Below are 26,332 nucleotides of genomic sequence, written 5' to 3'. Positions count from 1 at the left end.
GGAAACTGCGCCGATCAAACATTTCAACCGTACGCAACCGTAGTGTTTTCAATGGAATACGCGCATCCTGTTGATGTGCAACGACCATACTTCGGCGTGTGGCCCGTTCGGCACGTCCCCTCCCTTTCCGCCTGACATGACCCGACTGCGCAAGATCATCCACGTCGACATGGACGCGTTCTACGCGTCGGTGGAGCAGCGCGACGATCCGTCACTGCGCGGCAAGCCGGTGGTTGTGGCATGGCGTGGCGCCCGCTCGGTGGTGTGCGCGGCCTCGTACGAGGCACGCGTGTTCGGCGTGCGTTCGGCAATGCCGGCGCTGCGTGCCGAACGCCTGTGTCCGGATGCGATCTTCGTGCCGCCGGACTTCGCACGTTACAAAGCGGTGTCACGCCACGTGCGCGAGATCTTCCTGCGCCACACCGACCTGGTCGAGCCGTTGTCGCTGGACGAGGCTTACCTGGACGTGACCGAGCCGAAGAGCGGCATCGAACTGGCCACCGATATCGCCCGTACCATCCGCACGCAGATCCGCGAGGAGACGAACCTGACCGCTTCAGCCGGGATCGCGCCGAACAAGTTCCTGGCCAAGATCGCTTCGGACTGGCGCAAGCCCGATGGCCAGTTCGTGATTCCGCCGCAGCGGGTGGACGCGTTTCTGCTGCCGCTGCCGGTGAACCGCGTGCCCGGCGTCGGCAAGGTGATGGAAGGAAAACTTGCCGCACGTGGCATCGTCACCTGCGGCGATCTGCGGCAGTGGGCCTTGATCGATCTGGAAGAGGCGTTCGGCAGTTTCGGCCGCAGCCTATACAACCGCGCACGCGGCATCGACGAGCGGCCGGTGGAGCCGGACCAGCAGGTGCAGTCGATTTCCTCCGAAGACACCTTCGCCGAGGATCTGCCGCTGGAAGACCTGGGGGAGGCGATCGTGCAGTTGGCAGAGAAGACCTGGAATGCCACGCGCAAGACCGAACGCGTCGGCCACACCGTGGTACTGAAACTGAAGACCGCACAGTTCCGCATCCTCACCCGCAGCTTCACCCCGGAGCGCCCGCCGGAATCGATGGAAGAACTGCGCGACATCGCCCTGGCCCTGCGCGCGCGGGTGGACCTGCCGGCGGAGACCCGCTACCGGCTGGTGGGTGTCGGACTCGGTGGCTTCCGCGAAAAGGAGCCGGTGGTGCAGGGGGAACTGTTCGAGCACTGATCATTGTCGTGCCGACCAACGGTCGGCACCCACCAACAGCAGCAGGTTCCATCAGCAGCAGGTTCCATCAGCAGCAGGTTCCGACAGATGGCGGGAAACTGTCGAAGGCGGGGTGGGTCCGGTTGCGGGGGCGTGAGCGCCATGGATGGCGCGACCGAGCCTCCATGGATGGATTCACGGCGTCCCCCGCAACCGGACCCACCCCGCCATCCCCCAGGAAGCCCGCTGTTGCAGTTGCTTTGGCTGTTGCTGTTGCTGTTGCTGTTGCTCCGGCTCCTGCGGGTGCAGGGCTGCAAGCCCTGCAGACACCCCCTCGTGCACAATGGGGCCGACCCCGCCTGGACACCGTCCCTGATGTCGAGCAAGCCGTATTCAGAAGCCTGCGAGCGCAACCGCGAACCCATCGCCACCGCACTCGACCCGTGGATGGGCGACCGCCATCGGCTGCTGGAGATCGGCAGTGGCACCGGCCAGCACGCGGCGTTCTTCGCCGAGCGCTGGCCCTGGCTGCGCTGGCAGCCTAGCGATCATCCGGACCATCTGCCCGGCATCGAGGCCTGGCGCGCGGAGGCGGCGTTGCTGAATCTGCTGCCGCCGGTGGCACTGCAGGTGGAACTCCCCCCGGCGCCGGGCCTGTCGTTGCCCGAGGGCAGCACGTTCGATGCCGCATTCAGCGCCAACACGTTGCACATCATGAGCTGGGAGCATGTGCAGGCGCTGTTCGCCGCGCTGCCATCGGTGCTGCGGCATGGTGCGCTGCTGGCGGTATACGGCCCGTTCAACTACGGCGGCCGCTACACCAGCGACAGCAACGCGCAGTTCGATGCCTGGCTTAAGGCGCGTGATCCACGCAGCGGCATCCGCGATGTGGAAGCGGTGCAGGCACTGGCGGCGGACAACGGCTTCACCCGCCTGGGTGATGTGGCGATGCCGGCCAACAACCGGTTGCTGCTGTGGCGGCTGGGGTGATCAGGCGTCCGGCGACATGCTGGAAAGGCGTGCCGCCGCAGCGCGCAGCCCGTTGAAAATGGGTTCGGACACGTTTACGGGGAAATCACTTGGGAGCTGACGCGTGACCTGCTCGATGGCGGGTTCGACGGCTGCGATCAGCGCTTCGATCCACGGCTCCGCACCATCAGCGACACCACAGGCGCGTGCGGTTTCGTTCCAATGGCGTCGTCGCACAAGGTGCAGCTTCCGGTGGCGGTTCTTGCCCTGGACGGACATGGCGAGCTGTGCATTCCGCGGGTCGAGCTGGTTTGGCCCCCTACCCAGGATGGGATGCACCGACAATACGTCGTAGACGGGTGTCAGGCGGAAGCGTCCACCGGCTTCGAGGTAAACACTGAAGTTCTTGGCATGTCCATCGGTTGCAGCCAACATCCAGAAAAGAATTTGCGTCTTGAAGAAGGTCGCCCGATCCTCGAAATGCTCGGATTGTCGAAGCAGATCCATGATGGTCACGATGCCTGGGCCGCCATCGGATTCATACTTCCTGGCAGCGGGCAGACCGAAGACCTGGCACATGTCTTCCTGCGGCAGCCGCAGCCACCACCGGCGATCTGCAGAAAGGCGGCGGTCGAATCGCTCCACAATAAGCGCGCGTTCGTCCTTGAAGCGTCCCATCTGCGTATTCGCAACGGGGATTCCAAAGGCGGAAAGCAGTTGCATGCACAGCCATTCGTTCTCGACGGATTGGTGCATGTCCGCCCGCATGTTGCCTACAATGCCAAGCGGCAGCTTGAAGATATGGGTGGATGGGGTACTGCCGGTAGGAATGCACCACTGGCCAGCATGCAGCAGAAGTCCCGTCTTCTCCTGCGCACCGGCGATGGATATGCGGAACGCATCATCACTGGTGGGTGCGCCAGGTAGATTCCCTGCCGTCACCTGACGCAGGATCGCAGCGACGCCTGATTCGTCCAACGCTTCGCACGTAATCTGCTGGATGTCCCCCGGTGTATGCGAAAGCGGCAGCAGTTGCACTGCGCCGACGCAATCCCGGCCAATGGCTTCGAGAAGATCGAATGTGTCGCTGCTGCGCGTGGAGAACCTGTCGCGGATCCGGTTGCGGATGACGGCGTTGTCGGGAAGAAGGTTGTCGAAGTAGTTGTTGACGACATCGCCCCGATGGCTCTCACCCTCCGGGAGCAGGGGCAGTGAGAGTGACAACGGCCGGGACTGGGCGGAGCTGATCCACGAGTCGACGTACGAAAGCCGGGGAGAGCCGCTCCGGACATCATCCCAGAGCGCGACCTCGACACCATTCATCCAGACCCGCAGCGTACCCATGGCTCACCACTCCAACGTTGACGTTGTCTCCGGGGGGCTTCGCTGCTGCAATCTGACTTCCAGACCCAGCACTGCCCAGACCCGCATCAGCCGTTCGAAGCTTGCCGATGCCGGGTCGCGCTCCAATGCGCCTACTGCCTGGCGGCTTATGCCGAGCTGTGCCGCCAACTGCGCCTGGCTCAGGCCCGCCTGGCGCCTGAACGCACGCATCAGCGGTGCCAGTTGTTGAGGTGTCCTCACCGTGTGCAGCGGCCTGTCCATATCGGCAGTCCCCTAGAAAGTGGCCGTACGCGAACGTGTACGCAAAGGATAGGTTGCATTACGACAAGCAACCTATCTCTTTCCTTCGCTGGAGGCAACCTATCGATTGCTATCTCATTATGCAATCAATAGGTTGCTTTCGTGCCGTCAGCGGTGCTCAAGCCACCTGCACGATATGCAGCGCCTTCGGATTGCGCCACTGCGCCAGCAGGGCGGCTTCGCGCGCCTTGGCCTGCTCGAAATGCGCTTCCTTGACGTGGCCGAAGCCTCGGATGTGCTCGGGCACGCTGGCGATTTCCACCGCCAGTGCCAGGCGGCCGTCTTCCAGGCCATCCAGCAGCAGCTGCACGGTGGCCTCGTAGTCACCGATCAGCTTGCGCTCCATGCGGCGTTCCTCGGTGCGGCCGAACACATCAAGTCGGCCGCCACGCAGGAACTTCAGCTTGGCCAGCAGGCCGAAGGCCTTGAACATCCACGGGCCGTATTCCTTCTTCAGCAACCGGCCCTGCTCGTCCTTCCTGGCGAACAGCGGCGGTGCCAGGTGGAAGCGCAGCTGGTAATCGCCCTCGAACTGCTGCTGCAGGCGGCGCTGGAAGTCACCGCTGGTGTACAGGCGGGCCACTTCGTACTCGTCCTTGTAGGCCATCAGCTTGAACAGGTAGCGGGCCACGGTCTCGGTCAGCGCGGTGGAGCCGCCGATGCGCTCGGCTTCGGCCGCACGCACGCGCTCGATCACGCTGCGGTAGCGGTTGGCGTAGGCGGCGTCCTGGTACTCGACCAGGAAGGCGGCGCGGCGCTCGATCATTTCATCCAGCGAACGCGACAGGCGTGCATCGTCCAGCGGCAGGAACGCCACGTCGCCACCGTGCGAGGGCAGGCCACGCAGTTCGCGTTCATCGCCGGTGTTGCGCGGTGCGGCGGTGGCACCCCATTCGTTGCCTTCCCACTCACCCGGCGGCAGCGGATGCAGCGGGCCCGGGGTGGATTCGGTATCGGTGTGGCGGTTGCGCAGCAGGCCTGCGGCCTGCTGCACGGCCTGCGGATCGACCACCGACAGGCGGCCCCAGGCAAAGGCCTGCTGGTTCATCGCCACGGCCGCGCCGTTGAGTTCGATGGCGCGCATCAGCGAGTCGAACGACAGCGGTACCAGACCCTGCTGCCACGCGTAGCCGAGGATGAACAGGTTGGCGGCGATGGCATCGCCCAGCAGCGCGGTGGCCAGCTGGGTGGCATCCAGCAGCAGCGGTTCCTCGCCACCCAGCGCCACGCGCACACCGGCCACGATGTCGGCGGCGGGGAACTGCATGTCCGGGCGGGTGGTGAAGGTACCGGGCATCGCTTCGTAGGTGTTCAGCACCACCTGCGAACGGCCGGCACGCACCTTCGACAGGGCCCAGTAGTCGTTGACCACCACCATGTCGCAGCCCACCACCAGGTCAGCCTCACCGGCGGCGATGCGCACGGCGTGGATGTCTTCGGGACGACGGGCGATGCGGATGTGCGTGGTCACCGCGCCGCCCTTCTGTGCCAGGCCGGTCTGGTCGAGCACGGTCGCACCCTTGCCTTCCAGGTGGCCGGCCATGCCCAGCAGCGCGCCGATGGTCACCACGCCGGTACCGCCGACGCCGGTGATCAGGATGTTCCAGGGCTGTTCGAGGGTGCCGCGGATGGCCGGTGCCGGCAGGTTGTCCAGCAGGGTGGAAGCATCGCGCTTGCTGCCCTTGCGCGGCTGGCCCCCGTGCACGGTGACGAAGCTCGGGCAGAAACCGTTCACGCAGGAATAGTCCTTGTTGCAGTTGGACTGGTCGATCTCGCGCTTGCGCCCGAACTCGGTTTCCTTCGGCAGTACCGACACGCAGAAGCTCTTCTTGCCGCAGTCGCCACAGCCTTCACAGACCAGCGAATTGATCAGCACGCGCTTCTGCGGATCTTCCAGCTTGCCGCGCTTGCGGCGGCGGCGCTTCTCGGTGGCGCAGGTCTGTTCGTAGATCAGGATCGAAACACCCTTCACCTCGCGCAGGCGCTTCTGCACCTCATCCAGCTCGCTGCGGTCGTGGAACTCGACGTCGCTGGGGAAGTGCTCGCGTTGGCCGGTCCACTTGCCGATGTTGTCCGACAGCACCACGATGGTGTGGATGCCTTCGGCGCGCATCTGCTTTGCGATGTCCGGCACGCTCAGCGGGCCGTCCACCGGCTGGCCGCCGGTCATCGCCACCGCGTCGTTGTAGAGGATCTTGTAGGTGATGTTGACGCCGGCGGCGACCGCCTGGCGGATCGCCAGCGAGCCACTGTGGAAATAGGTGCCGTCGCCCAGATTCTGGAATACGTGCGGGGTGTCGGTGAACGGCGCCTGCCCGGCCCAGGTCACGCCTTCGCCGCCCATGTGGGTGAAGGTGTCGGTGCTGCGGTCCATCCAGGTCACCATGTAGTGGCAACCGATGCCGGCCAGCGCCCGCGAGCCTTCCGGCACCTGGGTGGAGGTGTTGTGCGGGCAGCCCGAGCAGTAGTGCGGTACGCGCGGGAAGCTGGCGCGCGGCAACGCAAGCTCGGCTTCCTTCTCCTGCATCCACTGCAGGCGCTGCTCGATCGATTCGTTGTTGAAGAACTTCTGGATGCGGCGGCCGATCACGCCGGCGATGGTGGCCGGCGTCAGCTCACCGGTGGACGGCAGGATCCATTCGCCGCTCTCGTCGTACTTGCCGACGATGGACGGGCGCTGGCCCCAGCTGGCCGGCCAGTTGAAGAACTGTTCCTTCATCTGGCGCTCGATGAAGGCACGCTTCTCCTCCACCACGATGATGTCTTCCAGGCCCTGCGCGAAGCGCGCGATGCCCTGCGGTTCCAGCGGCCAGGTCATGCCGACCTTGTACACGCGGATGCCGATGTCGGCGCACGCGACTTCATCCAGGCCCAGGTATTCCAGCGCCTGCAGCACGTCCAGATAGCTCTTGCCGGTGGTGACGATGCCCAGCCGCGCGCGCGGCGCATCCATCACCACCTTGTCGATGCCGTTGGCGCGGGCAAACGCCTGCGCCGCCTTCACCGCATAGCGGTGCAGGCGCATTTCCTGGTCCAGCGGCGGGTCCGGCCAGCGGATGTTGAGACCACCCGACGGCATCTCGAAGTCTTCCGGCAGCACGATGCGGCGCGCCATCGGGTCGACCTCGACCGAGGCCGACGATTCCACCGTCTCGGCGATGGTCTTGAAGCCGACCCAGCGGCCGGTATAGCGGCTCATCGCCCAGCCCAGCAGGCCCATGTCGAGGATGTCCTGCACGCCGGCCGGGTTCAGCACCGGCATCATCGCGCTGACGAATTCGTCCTCGCTGCCGTGCGGCAGCGTCGAGCTGCGGCAGGCATGGTCGTCGGCAGCCAGCGCCAGCACGCCGCCGTAGCGCGAGGTGCCGGCGGCATTGGCGTGCTTGAACACGTCGCCGCAGCGGTCCACGCCCGGGCCCTTGCCGTACCACATGCCGAACACGCCCTGCACGTTGGCGCCGGGGAACAGGTTGGTCTGCTGCGTGCCCCACACCATGGTGGCGCCCAGGTCCTCGTTCAGGCCCGGGGTGAACTTCACCTTGGCTGCTTCAAGGTGCTTGCGCGCGCGCCACAGCTCCAGGTCGAAGCCACCCAGCGGGCTGCCACGGTAGCCGCTGACAAAGCCGGCGCTGTCGATGCCTTCGGCGGCGTCGCGCAGCCGCTGCATCAGCGGCAGCCGCACCAGCGCCTGCACGCCACTCAGATAGATCCGCCCCTCGCTGCGGGTGTACTTGTGGTCGAGCGTGTAATCACGGTCGAGCAGGTCGGCGGACGAGGGCGAAGTGAGTTGCGCGGTACTGGTCATGGCTGGCCCGGTAGGATCGGCTGGCACCGGCCGCGTGCAGGCACGCGGCGGGAAAGGCGCGAATTGTAGCAGCGGGGCCGCGAGCCCCCGGCACTCGCGCCCGCGGCGGTGCTGGGGTTAGGATCGGGGAGAGAGAGGGAGGCTGCAGTTGCGGCCTGGGGAGAAGGGATGTCAGTTCCAGGAAAGATCCTGGCCAGCGTGCTGCTGGCCTCGGGAGTGGCCACTGCGTGGGCCGCGCCGGCTGTGCCGGCACCACAGGAGTTCTACTTCGACAACGACCTGGCGGCAACGCCGATGGTGGCGGTGCAGGGCGATGGCGATGAGCTGGTGGCCCAGCTGGTCAAGCTGCGTGAGCGCGGCCGCCGCGCGGTGGAAGCGACGGTGCAGCTGGCATCGGTGGCCGGCGCGCAGGGCCGTGGCGAGCTGGCCGAGCAGCTGTATGGCGAGGCGATGAAAGAGGCGCCGGCACAGAGCAGCAGCGGCCGCAGCGTGCGCTGGAACTACGGTTGGGACCTGCTGCGCCAGGGCAAGCCGGAGGCGGCGCTGGAACAGTGGCTGGTATCGGCCAGCAACGCCCGTACGAAGCCCACCTGGGTGCCACCGACCTATGCGTTGGCATTGTGGCGGATGGGGCAGAAGCAGGAGGCGGTGCAGTGGTATGCGGCTGCGGTACGCACCGAGCCGACGCAGTGGAGTACCACGGCCAACTATGGGCAGCTGCTGCCGCAGTGGCGTGAGGATGAGCGCACGTCGCTGGCCGAGGTGCAGCAGGCCTGGGCGGCCGCACCGCCTGCCTGGCCCTGAGGGAAGGGGTTCGGCCGGGTTGCACCCGGCACCCGCAGAGGCAACAGCTGAAGCAACAGCAACAGCCGAAGCAACAGCGGGCTTCCTGCGGGATGGCGGGGCACTGTGGGTTTGCGGGGCCGCCGTAAACCCGTCCTGGGGGCTTGGTCGCCGCATCCATGCGGCTCACACCCCGCAAACCCACAGTGCCCCGCCTTCGACAGATTCCGGCAGCTGTTGGTAGGTGTCGACCTTGGTCGACACGGTAGATCCACGCCATGCGTGGATGAATCTGTAACGGAATCGACTATTCGATATCTGATCGAAGAGCAGCCGAGTGTGGGCTCGGCTCTACAAAGAGCGGCCGGCCAAGCGCTTTTGCTCTTCTTCTTTCTTCCACGTGGCTGATCGCCCCCGGAGACTATCAGGGGCCGGGTGGGTAGGCTGCGCAGGGGCGTGAGCCGCATGGGTCCGAGGCATGCCTCGGGCGGGCTGGGCAGGACGCCCAACCCCGGTCTTGCCGTGTGCGCAGGACAGCGCACACAAGCAAGCGGCGACCGAGCTTACATGGACGTACTTGCAGCGTCCCCTGCGCAGCCTACCCACCCGGCCAACCACGGCTGTTGCTTTGAGCGACCAGCCACGAGGGGCTGCGCCGTTCGCTGGAAACCCCTCAGTCGTCCGCGGAAACCGTCCGCTCCGACGCCCACGCACGCAGTGCTTCTACCTGCTCTGCCATCAGCACCGACAGCGGTCGGGTGGCGCGGATCTCGGTCATCAGCAGCTCGGTGTCCAGCGGCCGGCCCTCGGCATGCGCCGCATACAGGCCAGCCACGATCGCCTGCTCGATCTCGGCGCCGGAAAAACCATTGGCGGCCGCCGCCAGCGCGGGCAGTGCGAAGTCGTCGGCGTTGAGCTGCCGCCGGCCCAGGTGCAGCCGCAGCAGTTCCACGCGCACGTCAGGCGAGGGCAGATCGACGAAGAAGATCTCGTCGAAGCGGCCCTTGCGCAGCAGCTCGGCGGGCAGCTCGTGCACCTGGTTGGCGGTGGCGACGATGAACACCGGCGCTTTGCGTTCGGCCATCCAGGTCAGCAGGTAACCGAGCACGCGGCGTGACACGCCGCCGTCCTCGCCTCCGCTGGCCAGGCCCTTCTCGATCTCGTCCATCCACAGCACGCAGGGCGCGAGTTGTTCGGCCGAGGCCAGTGCCTGGCGCAGGTTGGCTTCGGTCTCGCCGTGGTACTTGTTGTACAGCGCGCCCACGTCCAGGCGCAGCAGGGGCACGCCGAAGCCGGCGGCGGTGGCCTTGGCCAGCATCGACTTGCCACAGCCCTGTACACCCAGCAGCAGCATGCCGCGCGGCGGGTCCAGCCCGGCCGGGGCGGAGCCGGCAATGAACGCCACCCGCCGCTGGTTGATCCAGCGCTTGAGCCGGTTGGCACCGGCCACATCGCCGAAGCGCGCGCTGTCATGCTCGAAGAACAGGTGGCCGCTGCGGTTGAGCAGCTCGAACTTCAGCCGCGCCAGCTGCGGCAGGTCGTCGTCGCGCAGTGCGCCGTCGGCGTAGATCAGCTGGCGCGCGATGCGCCGGGCATCGACCAGGCTCAGGCCCTGCAGGTTCTTCAGGATCTTCTTGACCGCTTCGCTGTCGACTTCAACCCGGCGGCCGCCATGCTCGCGCGCATAGGCGTCGGCCTCCTCGCGCAGCATCTTCAGCAGGGCATTGGCATCGGGCAGGCGCGGGTTGAAGCGCACCGCCAGTGCTTCCAGCTCGGCCGGCAGTTCCACCTTGGCGCCGATCAGCACCAGCACGTGCGGCTCGCTGTGGCGGCGCTGGATCAGGTCGCGCAGGGCGCGCTGGTGGCTGGCATAGCCCAGGTAGGGGTGGAAATCGAGCAGCAGGTAGACGCCGCGCTGGTCGGCCTGGCGGATCATCTGCAGGGCCGCGCTGGCGTCGGGCGGCCCGACCGGCGGGTCTTCGCTGTCCAGGTCGATCCGGCGCAGGCCCTCGGTGATCGACCAGCGGTGCAGCGCCCGCCATACGTGCATCAGCGTCTGCCGGAACAGCTCGACGATGCGACCCTCGTCCTGGGTCTCGATGACGATCAGTGGGGTATTGGCGCGGATCAACGCGCTCAGATCCTGCAGTTCGCTCATGCCGGTTCGATCCTTCGGGGGCGCCACGATAGCAAAGGCGATGGCCGCTGGTTCAGCACGACGCTACCTCCCGTCACCATCACCGGTGTACGCTCGGGGCACGTACCCGGAAGCGAGGCTGGCATGAAGACGATCCTGGTGGCCGGTTCCAAGGGCGGGGTGGGCAAGACCACCGTCGCCACCCACCTGGCCGCGTACGCGGCATTGCAGGGCAAGGCCACGGTGATTGCCGATGCCGACCCGCAGGGTTCCAGCACCCGCTGGGCACAACGCCGTGCCGGGCTGGAAAGCGCGGTGCTCCCCATCGACGTGTATCGGAAGAAGCAGTGGGCGCAGAAGCTGCCCGACGGCACCGACACCGTCATCATCGATGCGCCGGCCGGTGCCCTGGCTGACGATATTCCCCATTTCCTCGACGCTGCCGACGCGGTGGTGGTACCGGTGCTGCCCTCGGCGCTGGACATAGAAGCGATCGTCGGCTTCCTCAACAGCCTGGCCCAGAACCCGCGCGTGCACAGCCGCAAGCTGCCGGTGGGGCTGGTGCTCAACCGTACCAAACCATGGACCCAGACCTCGCAGCAGGCGCTGCAGATGCTGGGTGAATGGCCGTACCCGGTGGTCGCGCAGCTGCGCGACAGCCAGAGCTATGTGGTCATGACCGGCCTGGGCCGCAGCCTGTTCGACTACCGCTCGGCCCAGGTGCGCGAGCACCAGGCCGACTGGGAGCCGCTGCTGTCCTGGCTGAAGCTTTGATGCCTGCGTCACTCTTTCTGCTGCATCCTCTTCTTCATGGAAACCCGCGATGCGTGAACTGATCCTGCTGCGCCATGCCCATGCCGAACCGGCTACCCCCGGCCAGGCCGACCTCGACCGGCCGTTGTCGCCGGTGGGGCTCGCCGAAGCCGAAGCCGCCGGCAAGTGGCTGAAGGAGAACAACCTGCTGCCGGACTGCGTGCTGTGCTCACCGGCGCGGCGCACCCGGGAGACCCTGGAAGCCGTGCTCGGCACCATCGGCTATGTCGAGAAGCGCCTGGAAGACCGCATCTACGAGGCCACCCCCGGCACCCTGGCGGCGCTGGTGGACGACCGCCGTGACCTCGACCGGGTGCTGATCGTCGGCCACAACCCCGGCCTGGAGCGCCTGGTGGCGTTGATGACGGAAGGCACCAGCAGCGACTATCGCGGCATGCCGCCGGCCGGCATTGCCGTGCTCGGCTTCCCGCGCGAGGCCTCGATCGAGCCGGGCGTGGCCAGCCTGAACGCGTTCTGGTGGCCGTGATCCAATGAGCCTGGCGCGGCGCAGCCGCTTTCTGCTGCCCGTGCTGCTGGCTTCCGGCGCGGCCTGGGCTGCCGCGCCACCGCCAACGCCCTTGCCGCCGGTGGTCGCTGAAGCGCACCGGGTCCTGCACCTGGATACCCAGCGCTCGCAGATCGGTTTCGAGGTGCGCACCCGCTTCGGGCAGCGCATCGAAGGCCTGTTCCCGCACTTCGAGGGTCGCATCGAGATCCTCTCCGACGGCCGCCACCAGGTGCACCTGAAGATGTTCACGCGCTCGGTCGAGATCCCCGGCAAGGCGCGCTACACCGGCTGGATGCGCGGCGAGGAGTTCTTCGACGCAGGCCGCCACCCGGTGGTCGAGTTCGACTCGCTGCCGTACTGGCCGGAGACCGTGGAAGACGGGGGCGACATCAACGGGCGGCTGACCCTGCGCGGGATCAGCCACCCCGAGACACTGAAGGTCGAGAAAGCGGATTGCGCCCGACCCGGCTATGATTGCGACGTCGTCAGCCGCGGTACCGTGCAGCGAGGCCGGTATGGAATGGACAGCTGGCAGCTTGCCTTGAGTGACCGAGTGACCTTCGTATTGCGAGCGCGCCTGAGCGAGGCGCCGAAACCGTGAACCTCCTGCTGCGTGTACTGGCGCTGGCAACCGTGTTGCTGGGCAGCGGTTGTGCATCGCTGTCCAATGCCGAGCGCGACCGCGCCGAAGCGATCGCCGTGCAGGCGCGCTCGATCCAGGTCGACTGCCAGCGCGCCGACCGCTGCGCACAGGATTCGCCGCTGCGGGCGTTGGCCGGCCGGGCGTTCACCGAATCCACCCCGGAGCAGCCGCGCCACTACGCCACCCTGCTGGACGAGGGGGAGGGCGCCCTGGTGGCGCGCCTGAACCTGCTGCGCAGTGCCACCCGCAGCATCGACCTGCAGACCTACATCTTCGACAAGGACGACAGCGCGCGGCTGGTCATCGACGAACTGCTGGCCGCGTCGCGGCGCGGGGTGAAGGTGCGGGTGCTGATCGACCAGCTCTCGGCGATCTCCGACCTGCAGATCCTCGGCGCGTTGTCCGGCGCCCACCAGAACTTCCAGCTGCGGGTCTACAACCCGACCTTCGGCAAGGCCCGGCTGAACTACTTCGATTACGCCGGCAGCGTGCTGTGCTGCTTCCGTCGCTTCAACCAGCGCATGCACAACAAGCTGCTGGTGATCGACGATGCGATCGGCGTGGTCGGCGGCCGCAACTACCAGGACGACTATTACGACTGGGATCGCGAGTACAACTTCCGCGATCGCGACGTCATGATCGCCGGCCCGGAAGCGCGGGCGATGGCGGCCAACTTCGATGCGTTCTGGCGCGCCAAGCGCAGCGTGCCGGCCGAGCGCCTGAATGACGTGGGCCGCACCCTGCTGCGCGAAGGCGTGCCGGTGCTGCCGCCCGCCACGTTCCGCCGCCCGGAGCGGGTGCAGCGGGTCAGCGCTGAAGCCAATGACATGGAGTTCATCACCCGTTCCTTCGTGGATACCGCGCTGCCGGTGGCCTCGGTGCGCTACGTCGCCGACCTGCCGCGCAAGCACCGCCGCGAGAAGGCCGATGCCCCGCTGGCCGGCCAGCACGTGACCGAGCCGCAGCTGGATGCACTGATCGCCGGTGCGCAGAAGGAAGTGATCCTGCAGACGCCGTACCTGGTGCTGTCCAAGCCGGCGCAGAAGCTGTTCCGCGAGCTGCGCAAGCGCCCGCAGCCGCCGCGCGTGGTGGTGTCCAGCAACAGCCTGGCGGCCACCGACAACCCGATCGTGTATGCGCTGTCGTACAAGTACAAGCGACGCAACATGCGCGAACTGGGCTTCAACATCTTCGAGTACAAGCCGTTCCCGCTGGATGCACCGGTCGACTACCGCAATCTGCTGCCCGACCCGATCGCCGCGCCCGGAGGCGACGACGACGGCGGGCGCAATCCGCTGATCGGCGGCAGCGCCGCTGGCAGCAATGCCGGTGGTGGCAGCGAAGGGGATCTGGCCGCGCCCCGCAAGCAGGTGGCGGTGCATCATCCGCGTACCGGCAGTGCCTACCAGAACGCGCGCGAACGTCGCCGCGCCGCCGGCAGCGAGGTGGAAACGCGCCTGCTGCGCACCGAGACGCGTCCGTCGTTCCTGGGCAGCAAGGCGGTCAACAAGCCGTTGCCGGTCACCCGCAAGGGCGCCCGCATGGGCCTGCACGCCAAGTCGTTGGTGGTCGATCGCCGCATCGGCGTGGTCGGCACCCACAACTTCGATCCGCGCAGCGAGAACTACAACACCGAAGGCGCGGTGATCATCGACGATCCGGTGTTTGCCGAGCAGCTGGCCGAGAGCATCCTGCGCGATACCCATCCGCAGAACTCGTGGACAGTGGCGCCGCGGGCCAAGCCGCCAGTGCTGTCGGGCCTGAACTACAGCGTCGGCAAAGCCTCCGAAGCGCTGCCGATCCTCGACTTCTGGCCGTGGCGCTACGCCACCGACTACGAGTTCAAGCCCGGTCCGGACTGCCCGCAGCCGCTGCCACGGCAGGACCCGGCGTTCCACAACTGCTACGTCGCCGTCGGCGACTTCCCCGAAGTCAACGTCGGCCCGAAGTGGCTGCTGGTGCGCATGCTGACTGCATTCGGCGCCGGCCTCGTTCCCATCCTCTGAAGGTGCCCGCATGACCCAGGTATTCCGCGAAGCCGTTTCCATCGAGCAGCTCAACGCGCTCAGCCGCAACACGGCGATCGAATCCCTCGGCATCGTCTTCAGCGCTGCGGGCGAAGACTGGCTGCAGGCCACCATGCCGGTGGACGAGCGCACCCGGCAGCCGTACGGCATCCTGCACGGCGGTGCCTCGGTGGTGCTGGCCGAGACCCTGGGCAGCAGCGCCGGCAACCTGTGCGTGGATACCGGCAAGCAGATCTGCGTGGGCCTGGAAATCAACGCCAACCACGTGCGCGCCGTGCGCTCGGGCACGGTCACCGGCACCGCCCGCGCGCTGCACGTCGGCCGCAGCACCCAGCTGTGGGAGATCCGCATCGAAGACGAGCAGGGCCGGCTGGTGTGCATCTCTCGGCTGACCCTGGCGGTGGTGGCCGCCGGCCACGGTTGAGCCCCCGGCGGGCGTGTTGACGGCGGCAGAACCCAGCGTTCCCCGCCGATTGCCCCGGTCAATGGCGGTTATGGCCTAAATCGGCTGGCAGCTGCTGCGGCGCTCCGGTATCGTGCGCGGATGACTTCCCCCACTCCGGCCCCCCGTGGCGGCGTGGCGCGTGTGTGCCGTTACCTGTACCGCGTACCGCTGCTGTTGGTCCACATCACCGTGTTCCTGCCGCTGATCCTGATCGGCATGCTCCCGCCGTGGGGCGAGCTGCGCGTGGGCGAGGATACCTTCGGGGCGAAGGTGGTGAACTGGTGGCAGGGGGGCCTGATGTGGATCTTCGGCTTCCGCCTGTCACGGGTGGGCCAGCCCTTGCCCGGTGCCGTGCTGTTCGTCGCCAACCACGTCAGCTGGGTGGACATCAGCATCCTGCACAGCCAGCGCATGATGGGCTTCGTCGCCAAGCGCGAAATCGCCAGCTGGCCGCTGGTCGGTTGGCTCGCCGCGCGCGGGCAGACCATCTTCCACCAGCGCGGCAATACCGAATCGCTCGGTGGCGTGATGCAGGTGATGGCCGATCGCCTGCGTGCCGGCAAGGCAGTAGGCGTGTTCCCGGAAGGGCGCACCCGCGGTGGCCATGAAGTGGGGCCGTTCCATGCCCGCATCTTCCAGGCCGCGGTCGAAACCGGTGTTCCGGTGCAGCCTGTGGCGCTGGTCTATGGGTTCAAGGGTGACGCACAGACCATCGTGGCATTCGGCCCGGGCGAGAGTTTCGCCGCCAATTTCCTGCGCCTGCTGGGTGAGCCGGCGCGGCATACCGAAGTGCATTTCCTGGAGCCGATCGGTACCCAGGACCTGGAAGGCCGTCGACGCATCGCGGAAACCTCGCGCGCGCGCATCGTGGCGGCCATGAGCACCGGCTGAGGGCACGGTGGCCCTGGTCCCGCCACCCGTCCTGGACGCCGGTACACCGACGTTGCATGCGACTGACTACCAGCCGCCGCGCTGGCTGCGCAATCCGCACCTGCAGTCGATGCTCAGCTCCAGCCGCATGCGCCTGCAGCGCGGCCTGCTGCTGCTGGCCGCCACCGGTGCGGTCAGCGAAGAGCTGATCCTCGACGGCGGTGATGGCGTGCGCCTGCAGGGCTGGCACAGCCATGTCGAAGGCCGCGAACCGAAAGGCATGGCCCTGCTGCTGCATGGCTGGGAGGGCAGTGCCGAATCCAGTTACATGCGCATGGCTGCCGCGCGCATGATCGAACAGGGTTTCGATGTGGTGCGGCTGAACTTCCGCGACCATGGCAACACCCACCATCTGAACCCCGGCATCTTCCACTCCAACCTGATCGATGAAGTGGTGCATGCCGCGGGTGACATCGCCCAGCGCTGGCCGCAGCTGCCGCTGGTGGCCGCCGGCTATTCGCTGGGTGGCAACTTCGTGCTGCGCCTGGCCTTGCGCGCGCCGGCTGCCGGCGTGCCGCTGCTGCGGGTGGCCTCGGTGTGCCCTGTGCTGGACCCGGGGCTGACGATGGAGAGCATCGAAAACGGCCCAGCGATGTACGACTGGTACTTCCGCCGCAAATGGGCCGGCTCGCTGCGCCGCAAGCGCGATCTGTTTCCCGAGCTGAGCGACTGCGACGACCGCGTGCTGAAGCTGGACATCCGTGCACTGACTGCCTGGCTGGTCGAACGGCACACCACCTTCGGCTCGCTGCAGGCCTATTTCGATGGCTATTCGATTGCCGGTGACCGCCTGTCCACCCTGCAGGTGCCGGCCGACATCCTGATGGCGCAGGACGACCCGGTGATCCCGTACGCGACTTTCAGCGATTGGCAGCTGCCGCGCCAGGCGCACCTGGAAACCGCCTGCTGGGGAGGCCACTGCGGCTTCCTGGAAAACTGGCGGGGTGACGGCTTCTCCGAGCGCTGGGTGGCGCAGCGCCTGCAGCGGGTGCTGGCGGGCTGAACCGGCACCGGTGCGTGGACCGCTACAATGCGGGTTTGCACTTGAACCGGACCGCCATGCAAGACCAGATCATCCAAGCGTTGCGCCAGAACCAGGCCGACCAGGCCGTGCAGCTGGCCCAAGCGTGGACCCGTGATGAACCCGGCCAGGCCGAAGCCCACCGCTGGCTGGCGCTTGCGCTGCAGCAGCAGGGCAAGGCCGAGGATGCGATGGAGGCGCTGCAGCAGGCGTTGCAGCTGGCCCCCGATGATGCCCAGCTGCACCTGCAGCACGCTGGCCTGCTGCTCGCCCTGCGCCAGTACCAGGGCGCTGACGAAGCGCTGGCACGTACCACCGGGCTTGACCCGAACTCCTTCGCCGCCTATCTGATGCAGGCGCACCTGGCGATCGGCCGCAACGACTTCGATGAAGCCCAGCGCCTGTCCACGCTGGCCTCGCGCGTTGAGCCGGACCACCCGGAACTGCTGACCATCGACGGCATGATCGCGCTGCGCCGCGACGACCCGGATCGTGCGCTGACGCTGCTGTCCGCGGCCAACCAGGCGCAGCCCAACGACACCCGCGTGCTGTACGCACTGGGCTTCGCCTACCTGGGCAAGGACATGCTGGCCTTCGCCGAGCAGGCATTCCGCCGCGTGCTGGAACTGAACCCGGCCATCAGCTCGCTGCATGGCCTGGTAGTGCAGTTGGCGCTGCGCCAGGGCAACCTGGAGGCGGCTGCCGAAGCGATGCAGATCGCGCTTCAGCAGGAAGGCATGGATACGCCGTCGATGCGTCGCCTGGCCGGTGAACTGTCGCTGCGCGGCGGCCAGCCGCTGCAGGCGCTGGACCATCTGCTGCCGTTGCTGGAATCGATCCCCGACGACCGCCAGGTGCTGCAGCTGCTGCTGATGTCCTGGCAGCGCCTGGGCCGCGAAGACGAGGCCCGCGCGCGCCTGGACGCTGCCCTGGAACAGCATCCGCAGCTGCACGACCTGTGGCTGGCACGCCTGGCCGTGGAAGAAGTCGGCAGCCCGACCGCCGCAGCGACCGTGGAGCGCTGGATGGACGCGATGCCGGGTCATCTGCCGGCACTGGAAGCACGCCTGCGCCTGCATGACATGGTGGGCGAACACGAACAGGCCGAAGCCATCGCCGAACGTATCGTCAGCCTCGAACCGGGCCGCGTCAGTGGCGAAACACGCCTGGTCGAAGGCCTGCTGCAGCGTGATCCGGTCGCCGCGATCGCGCGCGTGCAGGCGCTGATCGACAGGGCGCCGGACGGCCATCGCGCCGACCTGCGTACCTGGCTGGGTGAAATCCAGGACCGCGCTGGCCAGCCGGAACAGGCGCTGCAGACGTGGATGGCGCTGCAGGCCGACCAGGCACCGCAGCGCCTGCCGCTTCCGCCACAGGCCAAGGCGCCGCCGAGCTGGCCGGAGAAGGGCGAGATCGACAGTGATGCCAGCTCCGCGCCGATCTTCCTGTGGGGTGCGCCGGGTTCGGGTGTGGAGCGGGTTGCGACCGGCCTGGCGGCCGCCAGCCCGGTGCTGCGCAGTGACCGGTACACCAGCAATCCGCCGGATGATGCATTCCAGAACTACCACACGCTGCAGGACCTCGCCTCCGGCGTGCTGACCCCGGAGCGGCTGGTGCAGCGCTGGCGCGAGCAGCTGCCGGCGCGTGGCCTGCAGGGCGATGCCGTCATCGACTGGCTGCTGTGGTGGGACAACGCCCTGCTGTGGGCGCTGCGCCCGCAGCTGCCGCAGGGACGACTGGTGCTCGTGCTGCGTGACCCGCGCGACATGCTGCTGGACTGGGTGGCCTACGGCGCTGCCGCTCCGCTGGCGATGACCTCGCTGGCTGAAGCCAGCGAATGGCTGGCGCGCGGGCTGGCGCAGGTTGCCACCCTGCATGAGGAAGAACTGTATCCGCACGTGCTGCTGCGCATCGACCAGATCGGCAATGATCCGCACGCGATGGCCGAGCTGCTGGGACGCCTGTTCGAGCGGCAGATGCCGCCGGCCGCACAGCTGGGCGCACCGCGCTTTCCGCCGGGCCACTGGCGCAACTACCGCGACGTGATGAGCGCCGCTTTTGCCAAGCTCACCCCGATTGCGGTGCGCCTGGGTTACCCGGAAGAGTAAGGAGAAGCCGATGCAACTGAGCAGCCACAGCCTGACCAACGGCGCGCCGATCGACCGCGCGTTCGCCGCCGGCGATGCCACCGGCTTCGCGCCGGACCGCAATCCGCACCTGGCCTGGAACGGCGCACCGGAAGGCACGCGTTCGTTCCTGCTGGTGTGCGTGGACCCGGATGTGCCGACCGTTGCGGAAACGGTCGGCCGCAGCGACATGACCGTGCCGCGCGACCAGCCGCGCTGCGACTTCGTGCACTGGGTGATGGCCGATATTCCGGCCTCGGTGCAGGAGATCGCCGCCGGTAGCTGCAGCGATGGCTTCGTGGTGAAGGGCAAGACCGCACCGGCTGGCCCGGCGGGCAGCCGCCAGGGCCTGAACGACTTCACCGGCTGGTTTGCGGGCAACCCGGACATGGCCGGCGATTACCTGGGCTATGACGGCCCCTATCCGCCGTTCAACGACGAACGCGTGCACCGCTATTTCTTCCGCGTGTTCGCGCTGGATGTGGCCTCGCTGGAGCTTCCGGCGCGCTTCACCGCCGCCGACGCATATCGCGCCATGCACGGCCACGTGCTGGCCGAAGCCGCACTGCATGGCACCTACACGTTGAACCCGGCGCTGGGCTGAGCGGCACGATGGGGAGAGCCGGCCGCTGGCCGGCTTTGCTTCTGTAGTGTCGAGCCATGCTCGACTCACCGTAGAAGCAGTCGAGCATGGCTCGACTCTACACAACGAAGAAGGGCGACCTCGCGGCCGCCCTTCTGTCGTCTTACTTCTTCTCGATGGCCGACTCGACCACCATGTCCAGCACGTACGCCTGCGACGGCGCATCGGCCGGCGGGTTCTTCACTTCGTAGCGCTTCACGCGCACCACGTTGCGCACGCCGTCCTCGTGGGTGTAACCCTCGATGTTGCCGTAGAAGTTCTCGAACTTGCCCGGCTCACCCTGCTTCAGGCCCTTGTCGTCGAACTTCACTTCACGCACCTGCAGGCACTGGTAGTCCGGGATCAGCGGGTGCGAGCACTTCTCGGTCTTGGCGGCCACTTCCAGGAATACGGTTTCGCCGGCGCCGCCGTAGCGGGTTTCAGCGGTCGGTTCCGGGTTGAACACCAGCACATCGCCCTTCGCGTTGGTCAGGGTCAGCTTGCCATCGGCATCCTGCTCGGCCTTCAGCTCGCCCTGCAGGCGGCTCGACACGGCCTCGTCCAGCGCCATCAGCGCCTTGTCGGTGCAGGCCATCATGGTCGAGGCCATCGCACTGACCGTCAGCTTGCCGTCGGCCAGGGTGTAGCCGCCACCCATGTGGTTGCAGGCGTTGCTGACCGACAGGCGGCCATCAGCGAAGTCCAGGGTGACCGGCTTGTCTTCGCGGGCGAACAGCGCGTCGATGCGCTTGCCATCGGCACCGGTGGCCTGCTGCAGCAGCCAGTGCTGGCTCTGCAGGCGCTGCGCGTCCAGGTGCGCCAGCGTCTGCTGGTCTGCTGCCTTGGCCGCGGCCGGGGCCACGTCGTCGCCGCCGTTGCCGGCCGGGGCCGGGGTCTGGCTGCAGGCGGCCATCAGGGCCAGCGGGAGGAGCAGGGTGAGCTTGCGGTTCATGGTGATTCTCCTTGGGGAACCGTGGGGGAAACGGGGTGGGGCCGGCAACGGGGTTACCGTGCCCCGGCGCTGTTCAGCTGCCGGACGGCAACCACAGCAGCAGCGCGGCGCCCAGCGCGATGCGGTAAAGCGCGAACGCGGTGAACCTGTGCGATTTGATGTAGCCCATCAGCCACTTCACTACGACGAAGCCGGTGACGGCCGCGGCAAGGAAGGCCACGCCCACCTCGGTCCAGTTCTCGCTGCCCAGCTGTCCGGCCTTGGCCATTTCCAGGAAGGTGTAGGCGCTGGCGGCGAACATGGTGGGAATGCCGACCAGGAACACGAACTCGGCGGCTGCCGCGCGGCGGCTCAGGCCCAGCAGCATGGCCAGGAAGATCGCCGAGGCCGAACGCGAGGTGCCGGGGAACACGCCGGCCACCACCTGCGCCAGGCCGACGCCGATCGCCACGGTCCAGGTCACCTGGTCGCGGTCGGGCAGGCGCGCGGTGTAGGCCTCCACCAGCAGCATCCAGATGCCACCGATGATCAGTGCCCAGGCCACCGGGCTGACCGTCTCGGGCAGCGACCAGCCGGCTTTGCGCACCACCAGGCCGACCACGGCGGTGACCAGGAAGGCCGCGCCCAGCTTGAATACGTACTCGCGGTTCTCGCGCTGCCCGAAACCGGTGGCCAACTGCAGCAGGCGCTGGCGGAACACCAGTACCACCGCCACGATCGCGCCGGCCTGGATGACGATGTTGAAGAAGTCCGAACGGGCACCCAGCCAGTGCTGGGCGATGAGCAGGTGGCCGGTGCTGGAGATCGGCAGGAACTCGGTCAAGCCTTCGAGGATGCCCAGCAACAGGGCGGAGAGCAGGTCGGACATGGACGGTGCGGGCACGCGCGGCAGGAAGGAAGAAGGTCGAGAGGATAGACGATCACTGCCGCACCAAACGGGTGCGTCCGCTGCCGGTTGCACCCATTTGGTGCGAACGGTTCTGCACCGCTGCGGGGCGGCCTTTTTGAAATCAATGACTTGCAGCCTGCGAAAAGTTGGCACGGTCGTTGCTGTACCTCAGCAGGCATTCATCCCCATCCGAGGTCGTACCGATGTCCGTGGAAAACGTTGAGAAGCTGATCAAGGACAACCAGATCGAGTTCGTCGACCTGCGCTTTGTCGACATGCGTGGTGTCGAGCAGCACGTGACCTTCCCGGTCAGCATCGTCGAGCCGTCGCTGTTCGAAGAAGGCAAGATGTTCGATGGCAGCTCGATCGCCGGCTGGAAGGGCATCGCCGAATCGGACATGGTGCTGCTGCCGGATACCGCCAGCGCCTACGTCGACCCGTTCTACGCCGATCCGACCATCGTGATCAGCTGCGACATCCTCGATCCGGCCACCATGCAGCCGTATGGCCGTTGCCCGCGCGGCATCGCCAAGCGCGCCGAGGCCTACCTGAAGTCCTCCGGCATCGCCGAAACCGCGTTCTTCGGCCCGGAGCCGGAATTCTTCATCTTCGATTCGGTCCGCTTCGCCAATGAAATGGGCCACACCTTCTTCCAGGTCGACTCGGAAGAAGCGGCGTGGAACAGCGGCGCCAAGTACGACGGCGCCAACAGCGGCTACCGTCCGGGCGTGAAGGGCGGCTACTTCCCGGTGCCGCCGACCGACACCCTGCACGACCTGCGCGCCGAGATGTGCAAGACCCTGGAACAGGTCGGCATCGAAGTGGAAGTGCAGCACCACGAAGTGGCCACCGCCGGCCAGTGCGAGATCGGCACCAAGTTCAGCACCCTGGTGCAGAAGGCCGACGAACTGCTGCGCATGAAGTACGTGATCAAGAACGTCGCGCACCGCAACGGCAAGACCGTCACCTTCATGCCCAAGCCGATCGTCGGCGACAACGGCAGCGGCATGCACGTGCATCAGTCGCTGTCCAAGGGCGGCACCAACCTGTTCTCCGGTGACGGCTACGGTGGCCTGAGCCAGCTGGCGCTGTGGTACATCGGCGGCATCTTCAAGCACGCCAAGGCCATCAACGCCTTCGCCAACTCGGGCACCAACAGCTACAAGCGCCTGGTGCCGGGCTACGAAGCACCGGTGATGCTGGCCTACTCGGCCCGCAACCGTTCGGCTTCGTGCCGCATTCCGTGGGTGTCCAACCCGAAGGCACGCCGCATCGAAATGCGCTTCCCGGATCCGATCCAGTCCGGCTACCTCACCTTCACCGCGCTGATGATGGCCGGCCTGGACGGCATCAAGAACCAGATCGACCCGGGCGCACCGAGCGACAAGGACCTGTACGACCTGCCGCCGGAAGAAGAGAAGCTGATCCCGCAGGTCTGCTCCTCGCTGGACCAGGCGCTGGAAGCGCTGGACAAGGACCGCGAGTTCCTGAAGGCCGGCGGCGTGATGAGCGATGACTTCATCGACGGCTACATCGCGCTGAAGATGCAGGAAGTGACCAAGTTCCGCGCGGCCACCCACCCGCTGGAATACCAGCTGTACTACGCCAGCTGATCGGTGGCGATGGCGGTGGGCCTCCCCCTCCCACCCGCCGCCATCGCTTCCGTCTTCGCGGCTGGGGAGCCGCAGGGCGGACCCCGACCCGCCGTGGTAGAGCGGGCCGCTGGCCCGCTGCAGTAGAGCGGACTGTTAGTCCGCTGAAACAGGGGCAAGAGAGACCGGATACGCGACCAGGGCCGCCCTCCCTCCCGCGTCGGTCGTGCAAGGAGAGAGGCACGGCCGTCCCGGCCCTGTACGTGTCCGGTGCAACAGCCACGGCCATCATCCTGATGGCCGCTGGTTGCCTGATGCCAACGCGCGCTGGCGCGCTGGCCCCATCCACCCTCGGGACATGCACATGAAACTGATCTCCGCCATCATCCGGCCGTTCAAGCTCGACGAGGTCCGCGAGGCCCTCTCCGACGCAGGCGTGTCGGGCATCACCGTGACCGAAGTGAAAGGCTTCGGCCGCCAGAAGGGCCACACCGAGCTGTATCGCGGCGCCGAGTACGTCGTCGACTTCCTGCCGAAGATCAAGATCGAAACCGTGGTCACCGACGAGCGTGCCGACGCGGTGATCGAAGCGATCCAGTCGTCGGCAGGCACCGGCAAGATCGGTGACGGCAAGATCTTCGTCACCGCCGTCGAACAGGTCATCCGCATCCGCACCGGCGAAATCGGTGCCGACGCGCTGTAACCCCTTTCCGGAGACTCCCCCATGAAGATGCGCCTTCTCACCGGGTGGCAAGCCCGGTTCCACTTCGTGTGCCTGTTGATGCTGCTCAGCGCGCTGGCCGCCGGTGCGTGGCCGGGCAGTGCCCACGCTCAGGCCCAGATCTCGCCGCTGCCGAGCGAAAGCGTGGCGGTCGAACCACTGCAGGACCCGGTCGCTCCGGCCGCCGCACCGGCCGCGGCTGAAGCCGCCGCGACCTACGACCATGGCGACGTGGCCTGGATGCTGACGTCCACTCTGCTGGTGCTGCTGATGGTGGTGCCGGGCCTGGCCTTGTTCTATGGCGGCCTGGTGCGTTCGAAGAACGTGCTGTCGGTGCTCAGCCAGATCCTGGTGGTGTTCTCGCTGGTGCTGCTGCTGTGGGTGGCGTATGGCTACAGCGCGGTGTTCAGCGCCGGCAACCCGTTCTTCGGCTCGTTCACCGAATTCGCCTTCCTCAAGGGCTTCACTCCGGAGTCGGTCGGCAACACCCCGATCAAGGGCCTGCCGGATTACCTGTTCGTCGCCTTCCAGTCGACCTTCGCCGGCATCACCACTGCGCTGATCGTCGGCGCGTTCGCCGAGCGTATCAAGTTCCGCGCGGTGCTGTTGTTCTCGGCGCTGTGGTTCACCCTCAGCTACATCCCGATGGCGCACATCGTCTGGGGTGGCGGCTACCTGGGTGAGATGGGCGCGATCGATTTCGCCGGTGGCACCGTGGTCCACATCAACGCCGGTGTGGCCGGTCTGGTCGCCGCGTGGTTCGTCGGCAAGCGCCTGGGCTATGGCCAGACCGCGCTGAAGCCGCACAACGTGCCGTTTACCTATATCGGCGCGATGCTGCTGTGGGTCGGCTGGTTCGGCTTCAACGCGGGTTCCGCCGCTGCCGCCGATACCGTCGCCTCGCTAGCCTTCCTCAACACCGTGCTGGCCACGGCCGCTGCCGTACTCGGTTGGACGCTGGTGGAAGCGATCAGCAAGGGCAAGCCGTCTGCACTGGGCGCGGCCTCGGGCGCAGTGGCCGGCCTGGTCGGCATCACCCCGGCCTGCGGCACCGTCGGCCCGCTCGGCGCGATCATCATCGGCTTCGTCGCCGGCGTGGTCTGCGTGTGGGGTGTGACCGGTTTGAAGCGCCTGCTGAAGGTGGACGACACCGCCGACGTGTTCGGTGTGCATGGTGTCGGCGGCATCGTCGGCGCGATTCTCACCGGTGTGTTCAGTGCGCAGTCGCTGGGCGGCACCAAGGCCGATCTGGATATCGCCCATCAGGTCTGGGTGCAGGTGGTCAGCGTCGGCTTGACCGTGGTCTGGTCGGCGGTAGTGACCACGCTGATCCTGCTGGTGGTGCGCAGCGTGGTCGGCCTGCGCGTGACCGAGGAAGCAGAGCGCACCGGCCTGGATGTGACCTCGCACGGCGAGTCCGCCTACGAGGCCTGAAGTAGCGGCCGAGCTACTGCATTGATGTTGTGGGTGCCGACCGTTGGTCGGCACTTCTACTGTTCTGGTGGGTGCCAAGCTTGCTTGGCACTGGGTCTGGGTCTGCTCTGGCGGGTGCCGACCACTTGGTCGGCACAGCGGGTAGACCATCCACGCATGGCGTGGATCTACCGCATCCTCTCGGGTGGGTGCCAAGCTTGCTCGGCACGGCGGCATGCATCATCGCGCCTGATCACGCACAATCAGGCCATGCACCCGATCCGCACCGCCCTGATGCTCTCGGCCTGCCTGCTGCTGGCCGCCTGTGCCTCCGCGCCGCAGGAAACCCGCAACCCGCTCGCCACCTGGGTGCCGTCGCCGAACCAGAATGCACGCACGCCGGTCATCATCGTCATCCATCACACCGAGCAGAAGTCGGTGCAGCAGAGCCTGCACACGCTGCGTACCGCCAACAGCGGCGGACGGGTCAGCGCGCACTACCTGATCGGTGCCGATGGCCATCGCTACCAGCTGGTGGCCGATGAACGCCGTGCGTGGCACGCGGGTGCCGGACGCTGGGGCACCATCACCGATCTCAATTCAGCCTCGGTCGGCATCGAACTCGACAACGACGGTCGCAGCCCCTTCAGCCCGGCGCAGATCGAGTCATTGATCGTGCTGCTGCGCGATCTCACTGAACGGCTGAACATCCCGCCGCGGCAGGTCATCGGCCATGCCGACCTGGCGCCGACCCGCAAGCAGGATCCGAGCCGCTTCTTCCCTTGGCAGCAGCTGGCCGACGCCGGGTTCGGCGTCTGGCCGCGCGCGGCCGACGGTGCTGCGCCGGAGGGTTTCGACGCGTGGAATGCGCTGGCCCGCTTCGGCTATCCGCTGGACAACCGCGAAGCCACCATCGCCGCCTTCCACCGCCGCTTCCGTGGCCGCGACGACCTGCCGAAGACACTGGATGCCGAAGACGCGCGCATCCTGCACTCGCTGCTACTGCAGACGCCGTAAAGAGGGCTGCCGGCTTGCAGCTGGCAACGGGCGAATCCCTCGGGAATCTGATCGGAATCACTGAATGGATGGCTCTGGGAACTTTTTGC

Annotated in this window: 22 protein-coding genes; 16 read left to right on the top strand and 6 right to left on the bottom strand. The window is 67.0% G+C overall.

What is annotated here, in order from left to right; genetic code table 11:
- Positions 1 to 136: 136 nt before the first annotated feature.
- Together dinB and R1L06_RS02055 are read left to right on the top strand one after the other, a co-directional pair.
- Positions 137 to 1,207, top strand: coding sequence for a DNA polymerase IV (gene dinB, locus R1L06_RS02060; RefSeq protein ID WP_317216796.1), 1,071 nt, complete (start codon positions 137 to 139; stop codon positions 1,205 to 1,207).
- Between the two features lie 354 nt (positions 1,208 to 1,561).
- Complete coding sequence (locus tag R1L06_RS02055) at positions 1,562 to 2,176, top strand: DUF938 domain-containing protein (protein ID WP_317216795.1); 615 nt, start codon at positions 1,562 to 1,564, stop codon at positions 2,174 to 2,176.
- Here R1L06_RS02055 and R1L06_RS02050 read toward each other — a convergent pair whose 3' ends face one another.
- The 3 genes from R1L06_RS02050 to R1L06_RS02040 all read right to left on the bottom strand — a co-directional run bounded on the left by R1L06_RS02050 (position 2,177) and on the right by R1L06_RS02040 (position 7,604).
- Complete coding sequence (locus tag R1L06_RS02050; RefSeq protein ID WP_317216794.1) at positions 2,177 to 3,499, bottom strand: type II toxin-antitoxin system HipA family toxin; 1,323 nt, start codon at positions 3,497 to 3,499, stop codon at positions 2,177 to 2,179.
- A 3-nt stretch (positions 3,500 to 3,502) separates the two neighbouring features.
- Positions 3,503 to 3,760 (bottom strand): helix-turn-helix domain-containing protein, encoded by a 258-nt coding sequence (locus R1L06_RS02045; protein WP_004134030.1) that lies wholly within the window; start codon positions 3,758 to 3,760, stop codon positions 3,503 to 3,505.
- Between the two features lie 157 nt (positions 3,761 to 3,917).
- Complete coding sequence (locus tag R1L06_RS02040) at positions 3,918 to 7,604, bottom strand: indolepyruvate ferredoxin oxidoreductase family protein (RefSeq protein WP_317216792.1); 3,687 nt, start codon at positions 7,602 to 7,604, stop codon at positions 3,918 to 3,920.
- 168 nt (positions 7,605 to 7,772) lie between these two features.
- On the opposite strand from R1L06_RS02040, the gene R1L06_RS02035 reads away from it, so the two are divergent.
- On the top strand, positions 7,773 to 8,408 hold the full coding sequence (locus R1L06_RS02035; protein ID WP_317216791.1) for a tetratricopeptide repeat protein: 636 nt from the start codon (positions 7,773 to 7,775) through the stop codon (positions 8,406 to 8,408).
- A gap of 652 nt (positions 8,409 to 9,060) precedes the next feature.
- Here R1L06_RS02035 and R1L06_RS02030 read toward each other — a convergent pair.
- Positions 9,061 to 10,545, bottom strand: a complete 1,485-nt coding sequence (locus R1L06_RS02030) for an AAA family ATPase (RefSeq protein ID WP_317216790.1) — start codon at positions 10,543 to 10,545, stop codon at positions 9,061 to 9,063.
- A gap of 123 nt (positions 10,546 to 10,668) precedes the next feature.
- Between R1L06_RS02030 and R1L06_RS02025 the strand changes: the two genes are divergently transcribed.
- From R1L06_RS02025 to R1L06_RS01985, 9 genes are all read left to right on the top strand, one after another.
- Positions 10,669 to 11,298: a nucleotide-binding protein gene (locus R1L06_RS02025; RefSeq protein ID WP_010487235.1), complete on the top strand. Its 630-nt coding sequence runs from the start codon at positions 10,669 to 10,671 to the stop codon at positions 11,296 to 11,298.
- A 49-nt stretch (positions 11,299 to 11,347) separates the two neighbouring features.
- Complete coding sequence (locus R1L06_RS02020; protein ID WP_005407539.1) at positions 11,348 to 11,824, top strand: SixA phosphatase family protein; 477 nt, start codon at positions 11,348 to 11,350, stop codon at positions 11,822 to 11,824.
- A gap of 4 nt (positions 11,825 to 11,828) precedes the next feature.
- Positions 11,829 to 12,446 carry a YceI family protein gene (locus R1L06_RS02015; RefSeq protein ID WP_032128717.1) on the top strand — a complete coding sequence of 206 codons (618 nt, stop codon included), beginning with the start codon at positions 11,829 to 11,831 and terminating at the stop codon, positions 12,444 to 12,446.
- Complete coding sequence (locus R1L06_RS02010) at positions 12,443 to 14,494, top strand: phospholipase D family protein (protein ID WP_317216789.1); 2,052 nt, start codon at positions 12,443 to 12,445, stop codon at positions 14,492 to 14,494. The genes R1L06_RS02015 and R1L06_RS02010 overlap by 4 nt, the downstream gene beginning before the upstream one ends.
- 10 nt (positions 14,495 to 14,504) lie before the next feature.
- Entirely contained in the window at positions 14,505 to 14,939 is a 435-nt protein-coding gene (locus tag R1L06_RS02005; protein WP_032128719.1) for a hotdog fold thioesterase, read from the top strand.
- Between the two features lie 120 nt (positions 14,940 to 15,059).
- Positions 15,060 to 15,851: a lysophospholipid acyltransferase family protein gene (locus tag R1L06_RS02000; protein WP_032128720.1), complete on the top strand. Its 792-nt coding sequence runs from the start codon at positions 15,060 to 15,062 to the stop codon at positions 15,849 to 15,851.
- A 52-nt stretch (positions 15,852 to 15,903) separates the two neighbouring features.
- Positions 15,904 to 16,893: a YheT family hydrolase gene (locus R1L06_RS01995; protein WP_050509830.1), complete on the top strand. Its 990-nt coding sequence runs from the start codon at positions 15,904 to 15,906 to the stop codon at positions 16,891 to 16,893.
- Between the two features lie 56 nt (positions 16,894 to 16,949).
- Complete coding sequence (locus tag R1L06_RS01990; protein WP_049398186.1) at positions 16,950 to 19,019, top strand: tetratricopeptide repeat protein; 2,070 nt, start codon at positions 16,950 to 16,952, stop codon at positions 19,017 to 19,019.
- Between the two features lie 10 nt (positions 19,020 to 19,029).
- A complete protein-coding gene (locus R1L06_RS01985; RefSeq protein ID WP_049423164.1) occupies positions 19,030 to 19,641 on the top strand; it encodes a YbhB/YbcL family Raf kinase inhibitor-like protein in 612 nt (203 codons plus the stop codon).
- A 142-nt stretch (positions 19,642 to 19,783) separates the two neighbouring features.
- Here the strand turns inward: R1L06_RS01985 and R1L06_RS01980 are convergent, their stop codons facing one another.
- Together R1L06_RS01980 and R1L06_RS01975 are read right to left on the bottom strand one after the other, a co-directional pair.
- Entirely contained in the window at positions 19,784 to 20,611 is an 828-nt protein-coding gene (locus R1L06_RS01980) for an META and DUF4377 domain-containing protein (RefSeq protein ID WP_188487018.1), read from the bottom strand.
- A 73-nt stretch (positions 20,612 to 20,684) separates the two neighbouring features.
- A complete protein-coding gene (locus R1L06_RS01975) occupies positions 20,685 to 21,479 on the bottom strand; it encodes an undecaprenyl-diphosphate phosphatase (RefSeq protein WP_032130149.1) in 795 nt (264 codons plus the stop codon).
- A gap of 224 nt (positions 21,480 to 21,703) precedes the next feature.
- Between R1L06_RS01975 and glnA the strand changes: the two genes are divergently transcribed.
- The 4 genes from glnA to R1L06_RS01955 all read left to right on the top strand — a co-directional run bounded on the left by glnA (position 21,704) and on the right by R1L06_RS01955 (position 26,243).
- The gene (gene glnA / locus R1L06_RS01970; RefSeq protein WP_004153533.1) at positions 21,704 to 23,113 is read left to right on the top strand and encodes a type I glutamate--ammonia ligase; all 1,410 of its coding nucleotides are present in this window, start codon (positions 21,704 to 21,706) and stop codon (positions 23,111 to 23,113) included.
- Between the two features lie 343 nt (positions 23,114 to 23,456).
- Positions 23,457 to 23,795 (top strand): P-II family nitrogen regulator, encoded by a 339-nt coding sequence (locus tag R1L06_RS01965; RefSeq protein ID WP_004134334.1) that lies wholly within the window; start codon positions 23,457 to 23,459, stop codon positions 23,793 to 23,795.
- 21 nt (positions 23,796 to 23,816) lie between these two features.
- Complete coding sequence (locus R1L06_RS01960) at positions 23,817 to 25,247, top strand: ammonium transporter (RefSeq protein ID WP_121505011.1); 1,431 nt, start codon at positions 23,817 to 23,819, stop codon at positions 25,245 to 25,247.
- A 249-nt stretch (positions 25,248 to 25,496) separates the two neighbouring features.
- Positions 25,497 to 26,243, top strand: coding sequence for an N-acetylmuramoyl-L-alanine amidase (locus R1L06_RS01955; RefSeq protein WP_317216788.1), 747 nt, complete (start codon positions 25,497 to 25,499; stop codon positions 26,241 to 26,243).
- Positions 26,244 to 26,332: the final 89 nt, after the last annotated feature.

It is taken from the genome of Stenotrophomonas mexicanensis (assembly GCF_032911605.1).
GTDB lineage: Bacteria > Pseudomonadota > Gammaproteobacteria > Xanthomonadales > Xanthomonadaceae > Stenotrophomonas > Stenotrophomonas maltophilia_A.
This window is presented reverse-complemented; position numbering and strand designations above follow the sequence as displayed.

Excerpts from the sequence above, each read along its gene's own strand:
- R1L06_RS02050 (WP_317216794.1), bottom strand. The coding sequence starts at position 3,499 with ATGGGTACGCTGCGGGTCTGGATGAATGGTGTCGAGGTCGCGCTCTGG.
- R1L06_RS02015 (WP_032128717.1), top strand. The coding sequence starts at position 11,829 with ATGAGCCTGGCGCGGCGCAGCCGCTTTCTGCTGCCCGTGCTGCTGGCT.
- dinB (WP_317216796.1), top strand. The coding sequence starts at position 137 with ATGACCCGACTGCGCAAGATCATCCACGTCGACATGGACGCGTTCTAC.
- R1L06_RS01975 (WP_032130149.1), bottom strand. The coding sequence starts at position 21,479 with ATGTCCGACCTGCTCTCCGCCCTGTTGCTGGGCATCCTCGAAGGCTTG.
- R1L06_RS01980 (WP_188487018.1), bottom strand. The coding sequence starts at position 20,611 with ATGAACCGCAAGCTCACCCTGCTCCTCCCGCTGGCCCTGATGGCCGCC.
- R1L06_RS02040 (WP_317216792.1), bottom strand. The coding sequence starts at position 7,604 with ATGACCAGTACCGCGCAACTCACTTCGCCCTCGTCCGCCGACCTGCTC.
- glnA (WP_004153533.1), top strand. The coding sequence starts at position 21,704 with ATGTCCGTGGAAAACGTTGAGAAGCTGATCAAGGACAACCAGATCGAG.
- R1L06_RS02025 (WP_010487235.1), top strand. The coding sequence starts at position 10,669 with ATGAAGACGATCCTGGTGGCCGGTTCCAAGGGCGGGGTGGGCAAGACC.
- R1L06_RS01965 (WP_004134334.1), top strand. The coding sequence starts at position 23,457 with ATGAAACTGATCTCCGCCATCATCCGGCCGTTCAAGCTCGACGAGGTC.
- R1L06_RS01960 (WP_121505011.1), top strand. The coding sequence starts at position 23,817 with ATGAAGATGCGCCTTCTCACCGGGTGGCAAGCCCGGTTCCACTTCGTG.
- R1L06_RS02045 (WP_004134030.1), bottom strand. The coding sequence starts at position 3,760 with ATGGACAGGCCGCTGCACACGGTGAGGACACCTCAACAACTGGCACCG.
- R1L06_RS02005 (WP_032128719.1), top strand. The coding sequence starts at position 14,505 with ATGACCCAGGTATTCCGCGAAGCCGTTTCCATCGAGCAGCTCAACGCG.
- R1L06_RS02030 (WP_317216790.1), bottom strand. The coding sequence starts at position 10,545 with ATGAGCGAACTGCAGGATCTGAGCGCGTTGATCCGCGCCAATACCCCA.
- R1L06_RS02000 (WP_032128720.1), top strand. The coding sequence starts at position 15,060 with ATGACTTCCCCCACTCCGGCCCCCCGTGGCGGCGTGGCGCGTGTGTGC.
- R1L06_RS01985 (WP_049423164.1), top strand. The coding sequence starts at position 19,030 with ATGCAACTGAGCAGCCACAGCCTGACCAACGGCGCGCCGATCGACCGC.
- R1L06_RS02020 (WP_005407539.1), top strand. The coding sequence starts at position 11,348 with ATGCGTGAACTGATCCTGCTGCGCCATGCCCATGCCGAACCGGCTACC.
- R1L06_RS02055 (WP_317216795.1), top strand. The coding sequence starts at position 1,562 with ATGTCGAGCAAGCCGTATTCAGAAGCCTGCGAGCGCAACCGCGAACCC.
- R1L06_RS01990 (WP_049398186.1), top strand. The coding sequence starts at position 16,950 with ATGCAAGACCAGATCATCCAAGCGTTGCGCCAGAACCAGGCCGACCAG.
- R1L06_RS02035 (WP_317216791.1), top strand. The coding sequence starts at position 7,773 with ATGTCAGTTCCAGGAAAGATCCTGGCCAGCGTGCTGCTGGCCTCGGGA.
- R1L06_RS01955 (WP_317216788.1), top strand. The coding sequence starts at position 25,497 with ATGCACCCGATCCGCACCGCCCTGATGCTCTCGGCCTGCCTGCTGCTG.